Here is a 19,025-nt window from a genome sequence, read left to right as displayed (position 1 = left end):
GAACATCATGCTGCATCAGTTCTCGCGTACAGAACTGGCCATTGGGCCGGAAGGTCTGGAGATTCTGAAGAACAGCACCGTAGCTGTGCTGGGCATCGGCGGTGTTGGCGCGATGTCCGTTGAAGCGCTGGCCCGTACGGGGGTCGGGCGGATCATCCTGATTGATAAGGATGCGGTGGATATTACTAACATCAACCGCCAGATTCACGCACTTACGACAACTATCGGCCAGAAAAAAGCCGATCTGATGGTCGAGCGTGTCAAGCTGATCAACCCGGAGATTGAAGCCATTGCCCTGAATATGTTCTACACGGAAGAAACCTATGAAGAGCTGTTTAAGCTCAAACCGGATTTTGTAATTGATGCTTCGGACACTATTATCTACAAAATCCATCTGATCAAGGAATGTCTGGCCCGGAAAATCCCGATGGTTTCGAGCATGGGCGCGGCCAACAAGATGGACCCGACCCGCTTTAAAGTGGCCGACATTTCTAAAACCGAGATGGACCCGATTGCCCGTGTAATCCGCACGAAGCTGCGCAAGGAAGGTATCAAAAAAGGCGTGAAGGTCGTATTCTCAACCGAGAAGCCGGTCAAGCCGCGTGTCGATGTGACGGAACAGATCGTTCCGGCTGACGCGCCGGACCGGCGTAAGGCCAAGCAGCCGCCGGCAAGCAACTCTTTTGTACCGCCGGTAGTCGGCCTGATTATGGTTAGCGTTGCTGTAAATGATCTGCTGGAGGCCGGCGGGGTCAGCTTATGATTGAAGCGCTGATTAAGAAGCTGCGTATTCCGCTTGATGGCAGCCTGCTTGTACTCCAGCCGCCTGAGGGTTATATGCAGGAACTTGGATTGGATGCAGAAGCTGCCAGGTTGGACGAGAACCGCAAGGGTACTTATGATTACGTTCAGCTTTTTGCGGCTAACGTGCAAGAGCTGGAGCAATTCAGCCCGGAGGCGCTTGCGGCAGTCCGCCCGGATGGGCTGCTCTGGCTGTGCTATCCGAAGGGAAGCTCCAGCATCAAGACAGATCTCAGCCGGGACAAAGGCTGGGGAATTGTCAAGGATGCCGGCTTCGAAGGTGTATCGCTCATTTCAATTAATGATACATGGTCAGCCATGCGGTTCCGGCCGCTTGGTGCCACGACCCGGCGCAGCGGCACCACTTCAAGAGCGGACAATCCAAAGACGCCAGCAGCCCCGCTGCCGGTTCCGGACGATCTTCTTGAAGCGCTGGAGATCAACGGGGCGGCTAAATCGCTGTTCCAGGGTCTTGCACCATCCCACCGCAAAGCTTACATTACATGGATTACGGATGCCAAGCGTGCAGAAACGAGAGCTTCACGAATTGTGCAGACTGTAGAAAAACTGCTGCTGGGCCGGAAGAATCCGGCCGACAATGGATAAAGGAAGTATAGACCAAAGGGCGCAAGCGGCCGGATTGCCGGCTGCACGCCCTTTTATTGCTGGGTAAAGGGAAAGAGTTTCAGCCGTTTATGTTAGAGAAGAAATCTGTGGAGGTTTGTAAATGAAATCGAATGTTTGGCGGAATAGTGTGGGACTTGAACCGGGTGATAACTGGAAACGGGAGTGGGCCGCAGGTATCCTATCTTATTTTGCCTCTGTATATATTGTAATGGTTAATGCGGCTATTCTGCATGATGCAGGCATGCCGCTGCGGGCGGGGATGGTGGCTACGCTGCTGACGGCAATTACGGGCTGTCTGCTCATGGCTTTCGGCGGCAAAACGCCGATTATTGTTGTTCCCGGCATGGGCATCAACGCCTTCTTCACCTACACGCTGGTGCATTCCATGAAGCTGGACTGGCGTGAGGCGCTGGCCGTTGTGGTGGTAACCGGCGTATTATTTGCCATCGTTGCGTTCACTTCGCTGTACCGTATTCTCAGCGAAGCGATCCCGCATAATCTGCAGCATGCGATTACGGTCGGCATCGGGCTGTTCCTGACTTTTATCGGCCTGCAAAAAAGCGGGATTGTGATCGCTCACCGGACAACTTTTGTTGCTATCGGGCACTTTAGTGACCCGGCTGTAATTACGTCCTGTGTAACGCTGATTCTGGCGCTTGTCCTGTTTATCCGCGGAACGCGCGGCGGACTGCTGATCAGTATGATCGTTGGCACCGGGCTGGCCTATCTGCTGGGAGCGGCACATAAGCCGGAGACTAGCGATGCCGGACATGTGTTCAGCGGGTATGGCGCTGTATTTGCCGGAATGGACTGGAGCCGCGGGATAAGTCTGGTTTTCTGGATCGCCGTGTTTCTGCTGCTGCTGATTGTTGTCTTTGAGAATATAGGGCTGATCTCCTCACAGACCCTGATGGCCGGCCGTCCCGAACGGTTCAAGAGCAGTCTGCGGGCGCTCTCGATCGCCAATATTGCAGCCGGACTGTTCGGCAGCAGCCCGGTAGTAGCGGCTGCTGAATCAACGGCGGGCATCGCTGCCGGCGGTAAATCCGGTTTGACCTCGCTGGTTACCGGACTGCTGTTCGGAGCTACGTTCCTGTTCATCCCGCTGCTGGCTTATGTGCCGGACAGCGCAATAGCGCCAATCCTGATTGTCATCGGCGGGCTTATGGTCCAAAACGTGCGTGAAATGGATCTCAGCGATATGACCGAGCTGTTTCCGTCATTTCTGATTATGGTGATGATTCCCTTTACCTACAGCATCGTGGACGGCATGGCCTTTGGCTTCATCACTTACCCGATCGTTAAGCTGGCCATGGGCAAAGGCAAGGATGTTCCGCCGGCGCTTTACGGGATTGCCGGGCTGTTCGTGGCAAACTTTGCGCTGCATGCTTTCATGGGTTAGATAATTCTGGATTTCCTGAATTTGTTGTGATATGATGATAATCCTTTTTTGTGTAAGTGGTATCAGCCTTACACGGGGGTATATTCAATACACTAAGCATATGCTTCCGAAGCCAGTTTTTTCGTAGCTGTCTCACAGTTGTTATGCTCAAAAACTTTTAGGAGGTAACTGAAATTGGAAGACAACTTTCAAAGTGCCTATCAAGAGGAAGAAGACAGGCTGAATCGTACGCTTACAGAAATTGATTCTACCCTTGAGAGACTGCGCAGCATTCCGGTGTACACGGGACACGATTACACGGAACAGGTGCTGGAGGATTCCAGGGAGCAGAGGCGCAAAGATCTGGCCAAGCTTAGGCTGGAGCCTTATTTCGGACGGCTTGATTTCCAAGGCAGCGACGAGGATGACCGTAAGGCCCTGTATATCGGCAAAATCGGTGCAGACCGTGAACAGGTAAGCGACCGTCCGCTGGTCATTGACTGGCGCGCACCGGTAGCAAGCCTGTTCTATTCGTTTACCGGAGGGACTGAGCCGGTCACCTATGAAGCACCGGAAGGGCTGATTGAGGGGCTCGTTTATCTCAAGCGCAACGTGGTTATCCGCAAGCGCATTCTGGAGCGGGTTGCGGATACCTATAACCGGGACAGCGATGCACCGGTGGTGTCGGATGAATTTCTCGTCTACCGTCTGGGTGAGAACAAGGACAACCGGCTCCGCGATATCGTCTCGACGATTCAGGAGGAGCAGGACAAGATTATCCGTGCGGTGAAGAACACGGCGCTGATTATTCAAGGCGTGGCGGGCAGCGGTAAAACAACGGTTGCGCTGCACCGGCTGGCTTTTTTATTGTATCAATACAAGGATCAGGTGTCGGCGGAGAAAATGATTATTTTCGCTCCGAACCGGATGTTCCTGGATTATATTTCAGATGTGCTGCCGGAGCTCGGCGTAGGCAACATTGCCCAGAGCACGTTCCCGGACTGGGCGGCAGAGGTGCTGGATATTACGCTGCCTGAACAGAACACGGCCGAGACCCTGAACCGGTGGTTTGAATCGGCGGGTGGCATGCCGGAGATCACTGAGGAGACACCAGGCCGCTTCAAAGGCTCTACGGTGCTGATGGGGGTTATAGAGTCAGCGATCAAGCAGTTGGAGACGGGTGCGGTTCCCGAGGGTGATTTCAGTCCCTGGGAAGGTGCTGTGCTGCGCCGCTCGATGATTCTCCGCTGGCACAATGAGGAATACGCACCTTATCCGCCGCTTAAGCGCAAAGAACGGGTTATGGCGCGGATTCACCGCTGGATTGAAATGGAGCTGAAGAAGAGCCCTTCGGCGGCAGCGCTGAAGGACCGGAAGAAAAAAGGCGCAGCCCGCGAAAAAGCCTACGCCGCCAAATGGCCCAAATATGATCCGCTGATGATCTATAAACAAATTTTCCGCGCGGCGAAGGTGCCGGAGGACTGGCCGGCGGAAGCGCCGGAGCAGATTCCGCAAGCTGTCCTCAAGGAGACGGCCAAGGATCTGAAAAAAGGCATCCTGCGCGAGGAGGATCTGCCGCCGCTGCTCTACATCCATTATCTGCTCAGCGGAAACGAAGGCGGCGAGCGCTTTGACCATATCGTAATCGATGAAGCGCAGGATTTCTCGCCGTTCCAGATTGCAGTGTTGGATTTGTATGTGAAGGGGCACTCCTTCACGATTCTCGGCGATTTGTCCCAAGGGATTCACGCCTATAAGGGAGTGCATGAATGGGATGAGATGCAGAGCCTGTTCGCACCTGAACATACGGCTTACCATGCACTGACCCGAAGCTACCGCTCCACGATGGAGATTATCGAGTTTGCGAATGGCATCTTGTCATCCGGTGTCCATAGTCCGCTCTTGGCCGTGCCGGTTTTCCGCAGCGGGAACCCGGTCCGGCTGATTGCCTACGGCGAAGAGCAGCCTAAGGCCGGCAAAAGTACGGACCCGCGCGTCAGTGCTGTCAGAACGGCGCTGGAGGCGCTCTCCGGCCGTGAATACCGTACGGTTGCTGTTCTTACTCGCAGCCTTCGTGAAGCTGCTGAGCTGCACGCAGAGCTGGCCGCGGAATTTGCCGACCTGCATCTGATTGACGGCAGCATGACCCAATATCTGGGCGGGCTGTCTGTGCTGCCGGTATATCTGTCCAAGGGTCTGGAGTTCGATGCGGTTATCCTTGCTGATGCCGATGCAGATCATTATGGAGCCGCCGCCTGGGATGCGAAGCTGATGTATGTCGGCTGTACACGTGCCCTCCATGAATTATGGCTGCTGCACAGCGGAGAGCTTCCTGCGTATGTGCAAATGACCGGCGAAGTGACAGTCAGCGGGTGGCCGGAATCCTCCGGAAGCTGACCTTTTCCTTTGGTGAAGAACGATTATAACTATTCTTGATCTTGTAACCCTCCCCTGGCTATGGCTTAATAATAAGTGTCCGGCCGGGCAAGATTACTTCTGGAAGGAGGCTGATTGAAATGATTTCAGTATACGAGGTGGTTTCCGTCTAAGACGGAGACCTGTTAAAGGGGAGGCCGCGAGGCCTCCTTACTTTTAAATATAGGGAAAAACAGCATAAATCTCAGGAATCAATAATTTATTACTGTGAATGTAGACGCTAACCATAGGGTTTTATATAATGAACTTACGGTATTTACCAAATATGAGCTGAAGAAAGGAGACAGGTTACATGATTATTACTTTAAGCGCAGTTGACGGATACAACGGGACACACCTTTTGAAGGAGGAAGCAGAACGTGAGTTATGTAAATGGAAAGGATGTGCTCCCCCCGGGCCTGCTCGAAGAGCTTCAGGGATACATCCAAGGTGAATTGCTCTACATTCCCAAGAAAACGGAGCAACGGGTAAAATGGGGCGAAAACAGCGGCTCACGGCAGGAAATTGCCAGCCGCAATGAAGAGATTTTCTGCAGTCACAGCAGCGGCTGCTCGGTGAACGAACTTCAGAAAAGATACCACCTGTCAGAAGAAAGCATCCGCAAAATTATTTCAAAAATGCGGCTGGCAATGAACCGCTAGCCTGAACCTTTGAACAAAGAGCATGGCACCCGCTGATAGAGCGAGGTCATGCTCTTTCTATATTTTGTGGTATGATAGAGAGAGGTATGCAGGGGGTGACAGCCTGCAAGATCACAGCAAGGAAGTGGAGTTATGGATTTATTTTCCCTCGGGAATGATACCGGAAGCGGACGTCTGCTGGCAGACCGCATGCGTCCGGAGAATCTCGATGAATATATCGGACAGGAACATATTGTCGGCAAGGGCAAGCTGCTGCGCAGGGCGATTGAGGCTGACCAGGTCTCTTCGATCCTGCTATATGGCCCGCCGGGCTGCGGCAAGACGACGCTGGCCCATATTATTTCCCACCATACACAGGGCGAGTTTGTGCGGCTGAATGCGGTCGAAGCCTCCGTAAAGGATGTGCGGGAAGTGATCGACCGTGCGCAGAGCAACAAGGCACTGTACGGTACCAAGACAATTCTTTTTCTGGACGAGGTGCACCGCTTCAACAGCTCCCGCCAGGATGCACTGCTGCCGGCCGTGGAGAAGGGGACGATTATCTTTATCGGCGCAACGACTGAGAATCCGTTCCACTATGTGAATGGGGCGCTTATGAGCCGTTCCACGCTGTTTCAGCTGGAATCCTTGACCAGCGAGCATAGTCTGACTGCGATGCGGCGGGCGCTCGCTGACGAGAAGCGCGGACTCGGCTTTATGCGGCTGCAGGCGGATGAAGACGCGCTGATGCATATCGCTGCGATGGCGAACGGCGACATCCGCCGGGCGCTGAATGCGCTGGAGCTTGCAGCGATGACTACAGCGCCGGAGCCTGACGGCAGCGTGCACATTACGCTGGCGGTGGCGGAGGAATCGATCCGCCGGCCGATCGTAAAGGCAGATGAGTCTACGCAATACGATGTGCTCTCAGCGTTTCACAAAAGCATCCGCGGCTCCAGTGACGCCGCGCTGTTCTGGTTTCTCTATGCCGTCGAGAAGCTCGGCATGGACCCGATGACGTTCATCCGCCGGCTGATTGCCGCAAGCAGCGAGGACATTGGACTGGCGAACCCGCAGGCCATGGTGCAGGCAGTCAGTGCACTGGACGCTTACCGTAATAACGGCTGGCCGGAGGCGAAGCTAAATATTGTCCAGGCCATCCTGTTCGCAGTAGAAAGTCCGAAATCTAACGGTGTCGTAACGGCAATCTCGAATGCCATGGACGCCATCGAAGAACTCAAATCCGCAGAGGTGCCGCTGCATCTGCGTGATACGCATTACAAAGGAGCGGTGAAGCTCGGGCATGAGGGATACCAGTATCCGCATAATTTTCCGGGCCACTATGTCAAACAGGATTACCTGCCGAAGCAGATTGCCAGAAGAGTATTCTATCAGGCAACCGAGCAGGGCAATGAAGCGAAGATCCGCCATAACCAGTCGCTGCGGCGCGGGCAGAATTAACGCTGAGCGGATGTTAATGAGCTAACACTAAAGTAAGGCAACAAAAAACTCTCTTTGGCTTTCGCCGAAGAGAGTTTATGCTGTCTGCTGGTTTAGTGCGGCTGAGGAATGACCTTCTCCGCAGCTTCAATGGTTCCGCCGCCCAGACATTGTTCACCAAGATAGAATACAACGGCCTGGCCTGGTGTAATTGCCTTTTGCGGAACATCGAACACGACATGAACGGTGCCGTCTTCCCGCGCAGTCAGCGTAACGCCCTGGTCGGGCTGACGGTAGCGAAATTTGGCCGTGCATTTCAGCGGTGCATCACCAGGCGTAAGCGTCTGGCCGTCAATCCAGTTCACACCGGAAGCATTGAGACTTGTGGAATACAGGCTGTGATGCTTGTCTCCCTGCACGACGTACAGGATATTGCGCTCCAAATCCTTTTCCGCGACGAACCATGGTTCACCGGTTCCGGAACCTCCGATTCCTAAGCCCTGCCGCTGTCCCAGCGTGTAATACATCAGGCCTTCATGCCGGCCTTTGACTTCACCTGTGGCGATATCGACCATGTCCCCGGATTGTGCCGGCAGATACTGGCTGAGGAATTCGCGGAAATTACGTTCGCCGATGAAGCAGACGCCGGTGCTGTCTTTTTTCTTCGCGGTGTAAAGTCCGGCTTCTTCAGCGATTCTCCGCACTTCCGGTTTCGGTAGGTGGCCGATCGGGAACATCGCTTTGGAGAGCTGGTACTGGTTCAGCGCATTCAGGAAATAGGTCTGGTCTTTGTTGCTGTCTACGCCGCGGAGCAGCTTAAACACACCGTCTTCCTCCACAACACGGGCATAATGTCCGGTGGCTACATAATCAGCACCCAGCTGCAGCGCTTTGTTCAGGAATTCTCCGAACTTGATCTCGCGGTTGCACATCACATCCGGATTAGGCGTCCGCCCGGCCTTATATTCATCGAGGAAATAGGAAAAGACTTTATCAAAGTATTCCTTCTCGAAATTTACGGTATAGTAAGGAATATCGATCTGCTCGCATACGCGGCGTACATCCTCAGCATCGGTCTCTGCCGTGCATACACCGAACTCGTCGGTATCGTCCCAGTTCTTCATGAAGATGCCGATGACGTCATAGCCCTGCTGCTTGAGCAGAAGCGCTGTAACGGAGGAATCGACTCCTCCAGACATTCCGACGACGACACGTGTATCCTGATTTGCCTTTGTCATCGTAATCACCATTTTCTATGCAAAAAATACCGGTATCACACTAAACACCCGGCTCATTTTGTATTATAACACACCTGTCTACCCCAAGCTCCCTTTGATCAGAGGAATTTGTTGCGGAAAAGCAGGCGATTTTGACAATTTGTCCACCGGAGGCGAACATTTTGCCAAAAAGTTGTGTTTTGCGCTGCAAATGTGTCCGCAGATATGATAACATAAGCATAGAGCAAACATCGGAATACGTTGATATGACATTTCTCATGTCTACTGAGCTTTCTATGATTCAGACACCAGCAGCAATTAAACCGAAAGAGGTGCCCCTTTGAAAATATCAACAAAAGGACGTTACGGATTAACCATTATGATGGAGCTTGCCCTGAAATTCGGCGAGGGGCCTACATCGCTTAAAAGCATTGCCGAAAAAAACGGTTTGTCCGAGCATTATCTGGAGCAATTAATTGCCCCGCTGCGGAATGCCGGACTTGTAAAGAGCATCCGCGGAGCCTACGGCGGATATATTCTGTCCCGGGATTCAGCGACCATCACTGCCGGTGACATTATCCGCGTTCTGGAAGGACCGATCTCCCCGGTTGATTTCACCGAGGAAGACGACCCGGCCAAGCGCGATCTCTGGCTGCGCATCCGCGATAGCATCGCCGATGTGATGGATTCCACCACCTTGTCTGACCTGATTAACTATAAGGAAGAGAACAAGGCAGATAACTATATGTTTTACATCTGAGCTGCTCTTCAGAGCTGTTCTTCATCTGTATTGCTTTCTACACCAAAAACGCCTAACCGGCCGGTTAGGCGTTTTTGCTGCTTCCTGTGAAAGCTTCTGCTACACAGAAGCCAGCGGGAAATGGCAGGCTACCATCCGCCCGGGTGCTGCCTCCTCAAGCAGCGGCTCCTGCATACGGCATTTCTCCTGTGCCAAAGGACAGCGGGTATGGAACCTGCAGCCGGAAGGCGGATTGGCGGGAGAAGGAACATCACCCTCCAGGACGATACGGTCCTGCTTGCGTCTTGGGGTCGGCTTGGGAATGGCGGAGAGAAGCGCTGCTGTATAGGGATGCAGAGGAGCGGCGAACAGCGCCTCCGTCTCAGCGACTTCAACCATTTTACCCAGATACATAACTCCTACGCGGTCCGAGATGTGGCGTACGACATTCAGGCCGTGGGCGATGAATAAGAAGGTCAGTCCAAGCTCCTTCTGCAGCTTCATGAGCAGATTGATCACCTGGGACTGGACGGATACATCGAGCGCGGATACCGCTTCATCTGCAACGATGAACTGCGGATTTAGCGCGATTGCCCGGGCGATACCGATCCGCTGGCGCTGTCCGCCGGAGAACTCATGCGGGTAGCGGTTTCTCCGGCTGGCATCAAGCCCTACGAGCTCCATAAGCTCCACCACTCTGGCATCGATATCCCGTGCAGACATGCTCCGGTGAATGCGCAGCGGTTCGCCGATAATATCCTTGACGAGAAAGCGGGGATTCAGTGAACCGAAAGGGTCCTGAAAAATAATCTGCATTTCCTCGCGCAGGCGGCGCATCTCCTGATGCCCCAGAGAATGAATATCTTTACCTTTAAAAAGCACTTCTCCTTCTGTCACACTCTGCAGCCGGAGCAGCAGACGTCCAAAGGTAGACTTCCCGCAGCCGGATTCTCCGACCAGGCCAAAGGTTTCGCCTTTGCGGATGGCCAGGCTTACCCCGTCAACAGCTTTTACTTGGCCAACAGTCCGGTTCAGCAGGCCTTTGGTGATGGGAAAATATTTTTTGACGTCCTTAATGTCTACCAGTACCTCGGCTGAGGTCAAAGCTTTACTGTCAGCTGTAACAACCGCTTCCTTAACCATGTGTTCTCACCTCATCGCTGTAATCGGTCTGGACCGGTTTGTCTTGGAACAGCCAGCAGGACGTCCGGTGATCGCTCGTAATCATGAAATTCGGCGGCTCCTGGCTGCGGCAGATCTCCATCGCATGCGGGCAGCGCGGATGAAAACGGCAGCCGGACGGAAGCTGGCCGATTGGCGGGATGGTTCCGCGAATGGTATACAGCTCACCGCCGCGTTCCCCTTCAAAGCCGGGAATGGACTGCAGCAGCCCCACTGTATACGGATGGCTGGGGTGATCGAAAATCTCTTCAACCGTACCTTCCTCGACGATAGCCCCGGCATACATAACCGCGATCCGGTCTGCCATCTCTGCAGCTACCCCCATATCATGAGTGATAAGCAGGATCGACATGCCAAGCTCCGCCTGAAGCTTACGCAAAAGATCGAGAATCTGCGCCTGGACGGTTACATCAAGGGCTGTCGTCGGTTCATCGGCAATCAGCAGCTCCGGGTTACAGGCGAGCGCAATGGCGATGACCACGCGCTGACACATCCCGCCGGACAGTTCATGCGGATATTGCTTAGCCCGGATCTCGGGTGCCGGAATGCCAACCAGCTTAAGCAGATCAACAGCAGCTTTCATCGCTTCGTCGTTTCCTTTGTTCTGATGCAGCCGAAGGCTCTCGGCTATTTGTTCGCCTACGGTGAATACCGGATTGAGAGAGGACATCGGGTCCTGAAAGATCATCGCGATCTGGTTGCCGCGGATTTTACGCATGTCCTCCTGCTTCTTCGCGGCAAGATCCTGACCATGGAAATCTATGCTGCCTTCCATAATCATTCCTCCGGCATAATCGATCAAACGCATGATAGCCAGTGAGGTTACGCTTTTCCCGCTGCCGGATTCACCGACAAGACAGACCGTCTGGCCTTTCTTAACCGAAATCGAGATTGCATCTGTAGCTTTGACGAGCCCCTTTTCGGTGGCAAAGCCGGTGGTCAGTTTCCGGATTTCGAGTAGTTTTTCCGCCATTTTTCCAGCCTCCTCCGGGATTTGGTCACTTGCTGTCTGGGATCAAGAGCATCCCGGATTCCGTCGCCGATAAAGTTAACGGCGAGTACTACAAGCAGGATGCAAAGGCCCGGATATACGGCCTGCATCGGGTCAACCAGCATGAATTCCTGGGCGTTGCTGAGCATGACTCCCCAGCTGGCTTTTGGTGCCTGAACACCTAGCCCCAGATAAGAGAGTGCCGATTCACTCAGGATGGCACCGCCGACCATCAGAGTCGCATTGACGATGATCGGGAAGCTCGCATTGCGCAGCAGATGGCGGAAGATAATTCCCCAGCTCGATACGCCGATCGCTTTGGCGGCTTCAACATATTGCATCTCCCTTAGCTGCAGGAAGGTACCGCGGACCAGCCGGGCAATGCTCATCCAGCTCGTCAGGGCCAGGATCAGAATCATGTATTTAATCTGCGACCCGAAGATGGCCATGAACAGGATGTTCAGGAAAAGTGAAGGTACAGAGTTCATCACATCAACAATGCGCATGAATACCGTATCGACCCAGCCGCCAAAATATCCTGAAATTGCCCCGATAACGGAACCGATCGCAACGGAAGCCAAGGCAACAGAGAAACCGATCATTAGAGAAACCCTCGCGCTGTACAAAAGTCTGGTAAACACATCGCGTCCAAGCTCGTCTGTCCCGAGCAAATGGCCTTCGGCACCCGGCTTCAGATTAGGAAACATCAAATCAATGGCTGCCGGGTCGAACTTGGTGAGCTTAGGGGCTAATATCCCGGCGATAATAAAGACGAGTAATACAATAAGTCCGCTCATCGCGTAAGGATTGCGGGAGAACTTCTTCCACAGCACTACCCATGGGCCGGGAGGCCGTTTAGAGACATCCGCTGAAATCTGCGGGCCGGGAGCAGGTGTCAAACCGCTATCAGGTGTTCCGGAAGCAGATGCAGACGATTGGGCAACAAGTTGTGAATGGTCGGTACTCATGCTGCTTTGCCTCCTTGCTTGCCGAGTTTTACACGGGGATCTACTACGGCATACAGGATATCAGCCACCAGATTGCCGATGACGACCATGACAGCTATGACAATGGTGATGGACATAAGCGCCGAGTATTCACGTGAGTTCGCCATTTCTACAAACCAGCGGCCCATCCCCGGCCAGTTGAAGACATTCTCCGTCAATGTAGCCCCTGCTACCAGAATAGGCAGATCAAGTCCCAGTATCGTAATAATTGGGATAAGCGCGTTGCGCAGCGCATGCCGGAATACAACCTTACGTTCCTGTACTCCTTTGGCCCGGGCAGTGCGGATATAATCCTGATCCAGGACCTCGAGCATGCTTGACCGGGCATATTTCATATAAGAGGCGAGGAAGCCAAGTGCCAGAACCGTTACGGGCAATACGAGGTGCATGAATAAGTCTCCGATATCCCCCTCATGTCCTCTAGAATGCATATCCGAGAGTGGAAACCAGTCCAGCTTAATGGACAGCCACTGCTGAAGCAGTATTCCGAACCAAAAGGTAGGCATCGCGAACCCCAGATAGGAGATGAAGGAGGCCGTCTGATCAGACAAGCCGTATACCTTGGTGCTGTTATAGATGCCCCATGGGATCGAGATCACCAGCGAAACCAGCCAGGCAGCCCCCATGAGAATAAAAGTATTGGCGATACGCGGCCAGAGCAGATCCGATACGGCAATATGGTTTTTGAAAGTGTAACCCAAATCGCCTTGCAGCAAATCGCCAATCCAGTGGACATACTGGACCGGAATAGGTTTATCCAGACCGAGATTCTTAGCTTGCTGCTCAAGCACCTCAGGGGACAGTCCCGGGGACAGCATCACTTTGGTCGGCCCTCCGGGAGCAGCGTGAATGAGAAGAAATGTAAGCAGCGTTATCAGAAAGATGACCAGTACTGATTGCAGTACGCGACGGATCAGATATTCTGTCATGAACTATATCCTCCTAGAGAAGTTAGGGTATAGAATCCGGAATGCAATCTCCCTCAGACAAAAGGAGAAGGAGAAAGAGACTTCTCTTTCCCCTTCCGAGATTCTATTTCCTGTGTCCGTTATGTTTAGTCAGTTACCCACCATTTAATAGCGTGGAAGAATTGTCCATAGCCGAGGGATGGTTCCGGAGCATCTTCTTCTGCCCAGTGGACTCTAGGACCCGTGCCAATCGCCTGACCGTACTGGTACAAGAATACATAAGGAAGATCCGTGGAGATTTCTTTACCTACCTCTTTATAAATCTCTTTGCGTTTATCCTGGTCAACGGTGGAGTATCCGTCTACCCACAGCTGATCCAGCTTCTCGTTCTTATACCAGCCGGCGTTCTGTCCGGCAGGCGGGAAGTACTTGGAGGAGAAAATGCTCTCAGCATCCGGGTCCGGGTTGTTCAGGGACCAGGCCAGGAGAACCGCCTGGAATTTACCCGGTGTGACATTCTGGTCAATCCAGGAAGCGAAGTCAATGGCTTTCGGAGTTACTTCGATACCTACATCCTTCAGGTTCTGCTGGATAACGGCAGCGACCTGTTCACGGCGGCTGTTGCCGGCATTGTACTGCAGCTCGAAGGAGAAGCGGTGACCGTCTTTGGTGAGAATACCGTCAGTGCCGGCAACCCAGCCATCTTCAGCGAGGAGCTGCTTGGCGGTTTCTGCATTGTAGTCATAGTTCACGGCTGCATCACCCGGGTCAGCCCAGGTATCCGGCAGGAACGGTGCATTCATCAGGGCGCCTACACCTTTAAGAATATTGTCTACCATACCTTGACGGTTGAGAGCGTGGGCAATCGCCTGTCTGGTCTTCTGGCCTTCGAATAATCCATATTTGTCCTTGAAATTGTTGGCATCAAAGTTGAATCCAAGATATTCATACTGCGCACCCGGCTTCTGGATGATCGCAATATCGCCATCTGCTTTGGCTGCTTCAACCTGTGTTACCGGAATTGCACTGATATGGTCGGTGTCGCCTTTCAGAATGGCTTGAACCTCGGTATTCTGATCCGCGTAGATTTTGTATACGAGCTGGGAAATATGTGGTTTAACTTCTCCCCAGTAGTCTGGATTGGCATCCAGCGTGTGGCTTTCGCCTTGTTTCCAGGCTGTCCATTTCCATGGTCCGCTTGTTACGGTTTTAGCCGGGTCAGTCCCGTATGCGTTCGTCTGAATGTCTTTTGGAGCTACATCCTTTAGAACATGCGCGGGTACGATGGCTTGGCACAAAGCATACAGGAACGGTGCATAGACCTGGCTCATTGTAAATTTAACGGTATGGTCATCAACCTTCTCAACGGTTTTCACCTTATCATACTGGCTGATCAGCGGTGATCCGGTTTCCGGATTCTTCGCGGTTTCAATTGTATACACTACATCATCCGCAGTGATCGGCTGGCCGTCACTCCATTTGATGGTATCTTTCAATTTAACGGTATAGGTCAGACCATCCGCGGAGATTTCCGGAAGCTCTGCAGCCAGCGACCACGGTTCAGCGGTTACGTTACCTGCACGGTCCAGATCATAGATTTGTGCGAATACGAAGTTGGCGACATCGCCTGATGAGGTGTCGCCAATCAGGAGCGGGTTAATATTAACGATATCGGAGAAGGTGCTCATTACGAGGGTTCCGCCGTCAACCGGTGCGTCAGCGGCCGGTGCAGAGGCTTCAGGTGCCGCACTTTCTGCAGGAGCTGTGCTCTCTGCAGTTGCGTTAGGAGTATTTGCAGTGTTATTTGTACTGCAGCCAGTGAACAAAATTCCTATGAGCGATACGATAAGTAAGATAGACCACCAATTTCTTTTTTTTGTCATTCCGTTTACTCCTCCTTTTTTAAGTGCGGGTAAGTAGTTTACCTGATACTGGACTTAAAATTGAGTTGTTCTGGGGTGTAGTCCGCGCTCTTGCTGTCTCTCTGTAATCTAAGGCTTTGTTCGACCTCCTCGGCAGTTAGATAGTGCTTGCCCAATGAATGGATCTTAGTGATGTTGGAGAGTTTCTGCTGTCCATGTAATAACCCTTTGCTCTGTTAGGCGACGTCCGTTTCTGCAATACAGCACGGGGCGCTGAATAGACCGGAGGTCAATTAGAGACAGAAAGAAACTTCCCAACCTGGCGGGCAAAACCTTTGTATATAAATTATGGTTTATACTACATGTTAATAATTCTTACGTCAATATAATATTTTGTAGTACATTTATTTTGGTAAACTGATAAAAAATGAAATATTTAGGCATATAGGGCAAGGTATAGGTAGGTTTTATGAAAGTATATAAAACTTACCCGTTTACTATTGTTATTATAAATGACCCATATGTCACATTGTGTCGATAGATTATGGTGTTATTGTGTTATTTGTGACATCTGTCGACAAGACTTTGGATAAAATGCCGGAACTCTTCGAAACGGGCCAGCCTCACTATTGACGATTCTGATGCGAAATACTAAAATAAGTCTACGATACTAGGGCGATGGAGTTCGCCGTAACTGCCGCGAGGCTAATGACTCCTACCAGCGAAATATTTCCTGGTAGGAGTCTATTTGTATGTATGATTTTCATGCGAAAGGAACGAATATAATGACCCGGTTGAAACAAAAATGGTCTGAGGCTGCTGAGAAATGGTGGTTTGCTGCATCTTGGGGAACTTTACTTAAATGGATTGTACTCGGGGGCGGAGTGGGGATATTAACAGGAACAGCGTCAGCTTTTTTTCTGAAAAGCCTGGACTTTGTGACGGATACAAGACTGGCCCATCCATGGCTGCTCTTTTTGCTTCCTCTGGGAGGGGCACTGGTCAGCTTGTTATATTTCAAATACGGGGGCAGCAGTGCTAAGGGAAATAACTTAATTCTGGAGCAAATTCAGGCTGGCAATGAGCCCGTAATGCTGCGGATGGCTCCGCTTGTATTATTTGGAACGCTTATCACCCATTTGTTTGGCGGCTCTGCAGGACGGGAGGGGACCGCGGTGCAGATGGGCGGCAGCCTAGCGGATTGGTTTGGAAAGATGTTAAAGGTCGGCCCCGTTGACCGGAGGATTCTGCTGATTTGCGGGATTAGCGGCGGCTTTGGCTCGATCTTTGGAACACCTTTAGCGGGAACGGTGTTTGGACTGGAAGTGCTTGCGATTGGGTTAATCAGTCATGAAGCGCTTATCCCTGCTTTTATCGCCAGCTTTGTCGGTAATTTGACAGCTACTTCATTCTGGGGCATCACACATCTTCACTATCCCATAGGAGATATTCCTTCTCTGACTTTTGTAGTACTGCTTAAGGTTGTATTTGCTTCCATTTTGTTTGGACTTACCAGCATCCTGTTCAGTGAGCTGACACATGCGCTGAAAAAGGGCTATACCCGCTGGTTCGCTAATCCAATGATAAAAAGTGCTGTCGGTGGCGTAGTGATTATTGTGCTGGTTTACGTTGTGGGGACTAGAGATTATCTGGGGCTGGGGATCCCTCTGATTCAGGATTCATTTACCGGGGACGTTGCTCCGTTTGCTTTCTTAGGAAAGCTTGTATTCACATCGCTGACCCTGGGAGCGGGTTTTCAAGGCGGGGAAGTCACACCGTTATTTGCCATTGGTGCTACATTGGGACATGCATTATCCGGTTTTTTACACCTGTATGCCCCTTTTCTGGCCGCACTCGGTTTTGTCGCTGTATTCTGCGGTGCCACTAACACGCCTATCGCCTGCTTTTTGATGGGCATTGAATTGTTTGGAGCCGAAGGGGCCGTTTACCTCTTTATCGCTTGTCTCGTGAGTTATTTGTTCTCGGGGCATACCGGCATCTATACCGCTCAACAAATCGGCATATCCAAAAGCCAGTTCACTTCCTTCCCGCAAGGGACAACTCTGGCCAAGGCCAAGCTGCTTAGAAAGAAAGGCAAAGACCCCTCATGATACTTACTTACGGCCTCTATATTTTTTTGAACCGTTTTATCGTCCAATAGGGCAAGGACAATAGACCCTTGTCTGTTTTTAGCTCGAAGGAATCCGCTAACTTTCCCTTTTTACATATCCCTCTATAGGTTTCACCGCTGATCAGATGAATCTCGAGCAGAGTTCCTTCAGCGATCGCTTGTTGGAATTTTAGTGTTTGCAAAATACTATCTCCTCTTAATATATATGCTTTTTATAGCCATGTACTTAATTAAACCAACTGACATTTCTTTACACGCAAAAATGGATAATTGACAAAGTTGTAATGTTTGCCGTTTATGCATCAGGCTTCTTTTATCAGTTCTTTATAGTTATTGCGCACATTGCCAACCTCTGAGGATACCGGATAGGCATGCATCTGTGCCGCATTGTATGGCCGGAGCAGACCCATTAGGGAAGGGATATCCTGATTGCTGCGGTCCAGCCACTGTGATTCGGCTTCCGGGCTGAGAATAACCGGCATCCGGTCGTGAATGTCCGCCATCAGGCTGTTTGCCTCCGTGGTAATAATCGTGCAGGTGCTGAGCTTGTTGCCGCTGGCATCTGTCCAAATATCATATAAGCCGGCCATCGAAAAAATACTCCGGTCCTGCAGTACAATCCGCATCGGTTGTTTACCGCCAGCCTGCTGTTTCCACTCATAAAACCCGTCGGCAGGTATGAGGCAGCGGCGTGAGCGGATCAGCCCTTTAAAGGAGACTTTCTCCAGCAGCGATTCTGCACGGGCATTAATCATTTTGCTTCCGAGTTTATCATCCTTGGCCCAGGAAGGTACCAGCCCCCAGCGTAGGACCCCCAGCTTGTTAGAGGTGCCGTTATTAATGACCGCCGGAATATGCTGCATCGGAGCCGCATTGAATTTAGGCGCGTAATGGACAATACTGGAGTCATCGGTAAAATACCGCAGCATCAATTCTTCCATCGTTACTGTAATCGTGTATCTGCCGCACATCCTGGCTGCACCTCCGTTTTAATCTGCTACCGGGCGGCAAAGTTTACAGCTTTCAGGGCCACCGTGCGATGCTCTGAGTGTTTATTATTAATAGAACTTGAACAGTTACAGCTATTATAAATCATGCTGCATTAAATAGTGAAGTAAAGAAAGAGAGTGATCCTATGATATTGGTAAGCTCCTGTCTGGCCGGGATGAAAGTCAGATATAATGGTACAGATTGTCTGGAAGAGAGTCTGATGAGTCTGCTGGACAGCGGCAAGGCAATTGCGGTCTGCCCTGAGCTGCTTGGGGGCTTCTCTACCCCCAGAGAACCGGCTGAAATCGTCGGCGGAACCGGCGAAGATGTGCTGAACGGGAAGGCCCGGGTGATCGATAGATCGGGAAATGATGTTACCGGGATGTATCTAAAGGGAGCTTATGTGACCCTGGAAAAAGCCCGTGCATCCGGCGCTACTTCCGTAGTGCTCAAGCAGAACAGCCCATCCTGCGGAAGTACAATGATCTATAACGGAGAATTCGCAGGCCGAAAAATTCACGGAGAAGGCGTTACGGCCGCACTGCTGCGGATAAACGGCATTGAGGTCATCTCCGAAGATGAGCTTGCAGCCCGTCTGGAAGAATTTAGATTTCACTGAAATCAGGGTACCCGCCGAGGCAGTATATCAGGGGAAGCTGAAAATAAGCTGAATATCTGCCGGAGGATTAGAGG

17 protein-coding genes and 1 riboswitch are annotated in these 19,025 nt (G+C 51.8%); of the genes, 9 read left to right on the top strand and 8 right to left on the bottom strand.

Annotated elements, in window-relative coordinates:
• Positions 1-7 precede the first annotated feature (7 nt).
• The 6 genes from QU597_RS21960 to QU597_RS21935 all read left to right on the top strand — a co-directional run bounded on the left by QU597_RS21960 (position 8) and on the right by QU597_RS21935 (position 7,326).
• Positions 8-763, top strand: a complete 756-nt coding sequence (locus QU597_RS21960) for a tRNA threonylcarbamoyladenosine dehydratase (RefSeq protein WP_310833384.1) — start codon at positions 8-10, stop codon at positions 761-763.
• The gene (locus tag QU597_RS21955) at positions 760-1,407 is read left to right on the top strand and encodes a YdeI/OmpD-associated family protein (RefSeq protein ID WP_310829821.1); all 648 of its coding nucleotides are present in this window, start codon (positions 760-762) and stop codon (positions 1,405-1,407) included. The genes QU597_RS21960 and QU597_RS21955 overlap by 4 nt, the downstream gene beginning before the upstream one ends.
• Positions 1,408-1,528: 121 nt before the next feature.
• Positions 1,529-2,830: an NCS2 family permease gene (locus QU597_RS21950; protein WP_310829820.1), complete on the top strand. Its 1,302-nt coding sequence runs from the start codon at positions 1,529-1,531 to the stop codon at positions 2,828-2,830.
• A gap of 174 nt (positions 2,831-3,004) precedes the next feature.
• The gene (locus QU597_RS21945; protein ID WP_310829819.1) at positions 3,005-5,206 is read left to right on the top strand and encodes a HelD family protein; all 2,202 of its coding nucleotides are present in this window, start codon (positions 3,005-3,007) and stop codon (positions 5,204-5,206) included.
• 398 nt (positions 5,207-5,604) lie between these two features.
• Positions 5,605-5,886: a CD3324 family protein gene (locus tag QU597_RS21940; protein ID WP_020427765.1), complete on the top strand. Its 282-nt coding sequence runs from the start codon at positions 5,605-5,607 to the stop codon at positions 5,884-5,886.
• Between the two features lie 132 nt (positions 5,887-6,018).
• On the top strand, positions 6,019-7,326 hold the full coding sequence (locus tag QU597_RS21935) for a replication-associated recombination protein A (protein WP_310829818.1): 1,308 nt from the start codon (positions 6,019-6,021) through the stop codon (positions 7,324-7,326).
• 92 nt (positions 7,327-7,418) lie between these two features.
• On the opposite strand, the gene mnmA is transcribed toward QU597_RS21935, so the two are convergent.
• Positions 7,419-8,543, bottom strand: a complete 1,125-nt coding sequence (mnmA, locus tag QU597_RS21930; RefSeq protein WP_310829817.1) for a tRNA 2-thiouridine(34) synthase MnmA — start codon at positions 8,541-8,543, stop codon at positions 7,419-7,421.
• 319 nt (positions 8,544-8,862) lie between these two features.
• Between mnmA and cymR the strand changes: the two genes are divergently transcribed.
• Entirely contained in the window at positions 8,863-9,282 is a 420-nt protein-coding gene (gene cymR, locus QU597_RS21925) for a cysteine metabolism transcriptional regulator CymR (protein WP_054941865.1), read from the top strand.
• A gap of 99 nt (positions 9,283-9,381) precedes the next feature.
• Here the strand turns inward: cymR and QU597_RS21920 are convergent, their stop codons facing one another.
• From QU597_RS21920 to QU597_RS21900, 5 genes are all read right to left on the bottom strand, one after another.
• Complete coding sequence (locus tag QU597_RS21920; RefSeq protein WP_310829816.1) at positions 9,382-10,404, bottom strand: ABC transporter ATP-binding protein; 1,023 nt, start codon at positions 10,402-10,404, stop codon at positions 9,382-9,384.
• The gene (locus QU597_RS21915; protein ID WP_310829815.1) at positions 10,397-11,416 is read right to left on the bottom strand and encodes an ABC transporter ATP-binding protein; all 1,020 of its coding nucleotides are present in this window, start codon (positions 11,414-11,416) and stop codon (positions 10,397-10,399) included. The genes QU597_RS21920 and QU597_RS21915 overlap by 8 nt, the downstream gene beginning before the upstream one ends.
• A complete protein-coding gene (locus QU597_RS21910) occupies positions 11,383-12,402 on the bottom strand; it encodes an ABC transporter permease (protein WP_310829814.1) in 1,020 nt (339 codons plus the stop codon). The genes QU597_RS21915 and QU597_RS21910 overlap by 34 nt, the downstream gene beginning before the upstream one ends.
• On the bottom strand, positions 12,399-13,370 hold the full coding sequence (locus tag QU597_RS21905) for an ABC transporter permease (RefSeq protein WP_236332866.1): 972 nt from the start codon (positions 13,368-13,370) through the stop codon (positions 12,399-12,401). The genes QU597_RS21910 and QU597_RS21905 overlap by 4 nt, the downstream gene beginning before the upstream one ends.
• Before the next feature lie 125 nt (positions 13,371-13,495).
• The gene (locus QU597_RS21900) at positions 13,496-15,232 is read right to left on the bottom strand and encodes a peptide-binding protein (protein ID WP_310829813.1); all 1,737 of its coding nucleotides are present in this window, start codon (positions 15,230-15,232) and stop codon (positions 13,496-13,498) included.
• Positions 15,233-15,876: 644 nt separating this feature from the next.
• Positions 15,877-15,936, top strand: a riboswitch (Fluoride riboswitch).
• 27 nt (positions 15,937-15,963) lie between these two features.
• Between QU597_RS21900 and QU597_RS21895 the strand changes: the two genes are divergently transcribed.
• Positions 15,964-17,322 carry a voltage-gated chloride channel family protein gene (locus tag QU597_RS21895; RefSeq protein ID WP_370656207.1) on the top strand — a complete coding sequence of 453 codons (1,359 nt, stop codon included), beginning with the start codon at positions 15,964-15,966 and terminating at the stop codon, positions 17,320-17,322.
• Between the two features lie 16 nt (positions 17,323-17,338).
• Here QU597_RS21895 and QU597_RS21890 read toward each other — a convergent pair whose 3' ends face one another.
• Complete coding sequence (locus tag QU597_RS21890; RefSeq protein WP_310829812.1) at positions 17,339-17,524, bottom strand: hypothetical protein; 186 nt, start codon at positions 17,522-17,524, stop codon at positions 17,339-17,341.
• Positions 17,525-17,644: 120 nt separating this feature from the next.
• Positions 17,645-18,313, bottom strand: coding sequence for an SOS response-associated peptidase (locus tag QU597_RS21885; protein WP_310829811.1), 669 nt, complete (start codon positions 18,311-18,313; stop codon positions 17,645-17,647).
• 164 nt (positions 18,314-18,477) lie between these two features.
• Here QU597_RS21885 and QU597_RS21880 point away from each other — a divergent pair, with 164 nt between their 5' ends.
• Positions 18,478-18,951 carry a 2-thiouracil desulfurase family protein gene (locus tag QU597_RS21880; RefSeq protein WP_310829810.1) on the top strand — a complete coding sequence of 158 codons (474 nt, stop codon included), beginning with the start codon at positions 18,478-18,480 and terminating at the stop codon, positions 18,949-18,951.
• Positions 18,952-19,025: the final 74 nt, after the last annotated feature.

The organism is Paenibacillus pedocola (assembly GCF_031599675.1).
Classification (GTDB): Bacteria; Bacillota; Bacilli; order Paenibacillales; family Paenibacillaceae; genus Paenibacillus_AQ; species Paenibacillus_AQ pedocola.
This window is presented reverse-complemented; position numbering and strand designations above follow the sequence as displayed.

Excerpts from the sequence above, each read along its gene's own strand:
- QU597_RS21960 (WP_310833384.1), top strand. The coding sequence starts at position 8 with ATGCTGCATCAGTTCTCGCGTACAGAACTGGCCATTGGGCCGGAAGGT.
- QU597_RS21955 (WP_310829821.1), top strand. The coding sequence starts at position 760 with ATGATTGAAGCGCTGATTAAGAAGCTGCGTATTCCGCTTGATGGCAGC.
- QU597_RS21950 (WP_310829820.1), top strand. The coding sequence starts at position 1,529 with ATGAAATCGAATGTTTGGCGGAATAGTGTGGGACTTGAACCGGGTGAT.
- QU597_RS21935 (WP_310829818.1), top strand. The coding sequence starts at position 6,019 with ATGGATTTATTTTCCCTCGGGAATGATACCGGAAGCGGACGTCTGCTG.
- mnmA (WP_310829817.1), bottom strand. The coding sequence starts at position 8,543 with ATGACAAAGGCAAATCAGGATACACGTGTCGTCGTCGGAATGTCTGGA.
- QU597_RS21920 (WP_310829816.1), bottom strand. The coding sequence starts at position 10,404 with ATGGTTAAGGAAGCGGTTGTTACAGCTGACAGTAAAGCTTTGACCTCA.
- QU597_RS21915 (WP_310829815.1), bottom strand. The coding sequence starts at position 11,416 with ATGGCGGAAAAACTACTCGAAATCCGGAAACTGACCACCGGCTTTGCC.
- QU597_RS21910 (WP_310829814.1), bottom strand. The coding sequence starts at position 12,402 with ATGAGTACCGACCATTCACAACTTGTTGCCCAATCGTCTGCATCTGCT.
- QU597_RS21905 (WP_236332866.1), bottom strand. The coding sequence starts at position 13,370 with ATGACAGAATATCTGATCCGTCGCGTACTGCAATCAGTACTGGTCATC.
- QU597_RS21900 (WP_310829813.1), bottom strand. The coding sequence starts at position 15,232 with ATGACAAAAAAAAGAAATTGGTGGTCTATCTTACTTATCGTATCGCTC.
- QU597_RS21895 (WP_370656207.1), top strand. The coding sequence starts at position 15,964 with ATGTATGATTTTCATGCGAAAGGAACGAATATAATGACCCGGTTGAAA.
- QU597_RS21885 (WP_310829811.1), bottom strand. The coding sequence starts at position 18,313 with ATGTGCGGCAGATACACGATTACAGTAACGATGGAAGAATTGATGCTG.
- QU597_RS21880 (WP_310829810.1), top strand. The coding sequence starts at position 18,478 with ATGATATTGGTAAGCTCCTGTCTGGCCGGGATGAAAGTCAGATATAAT.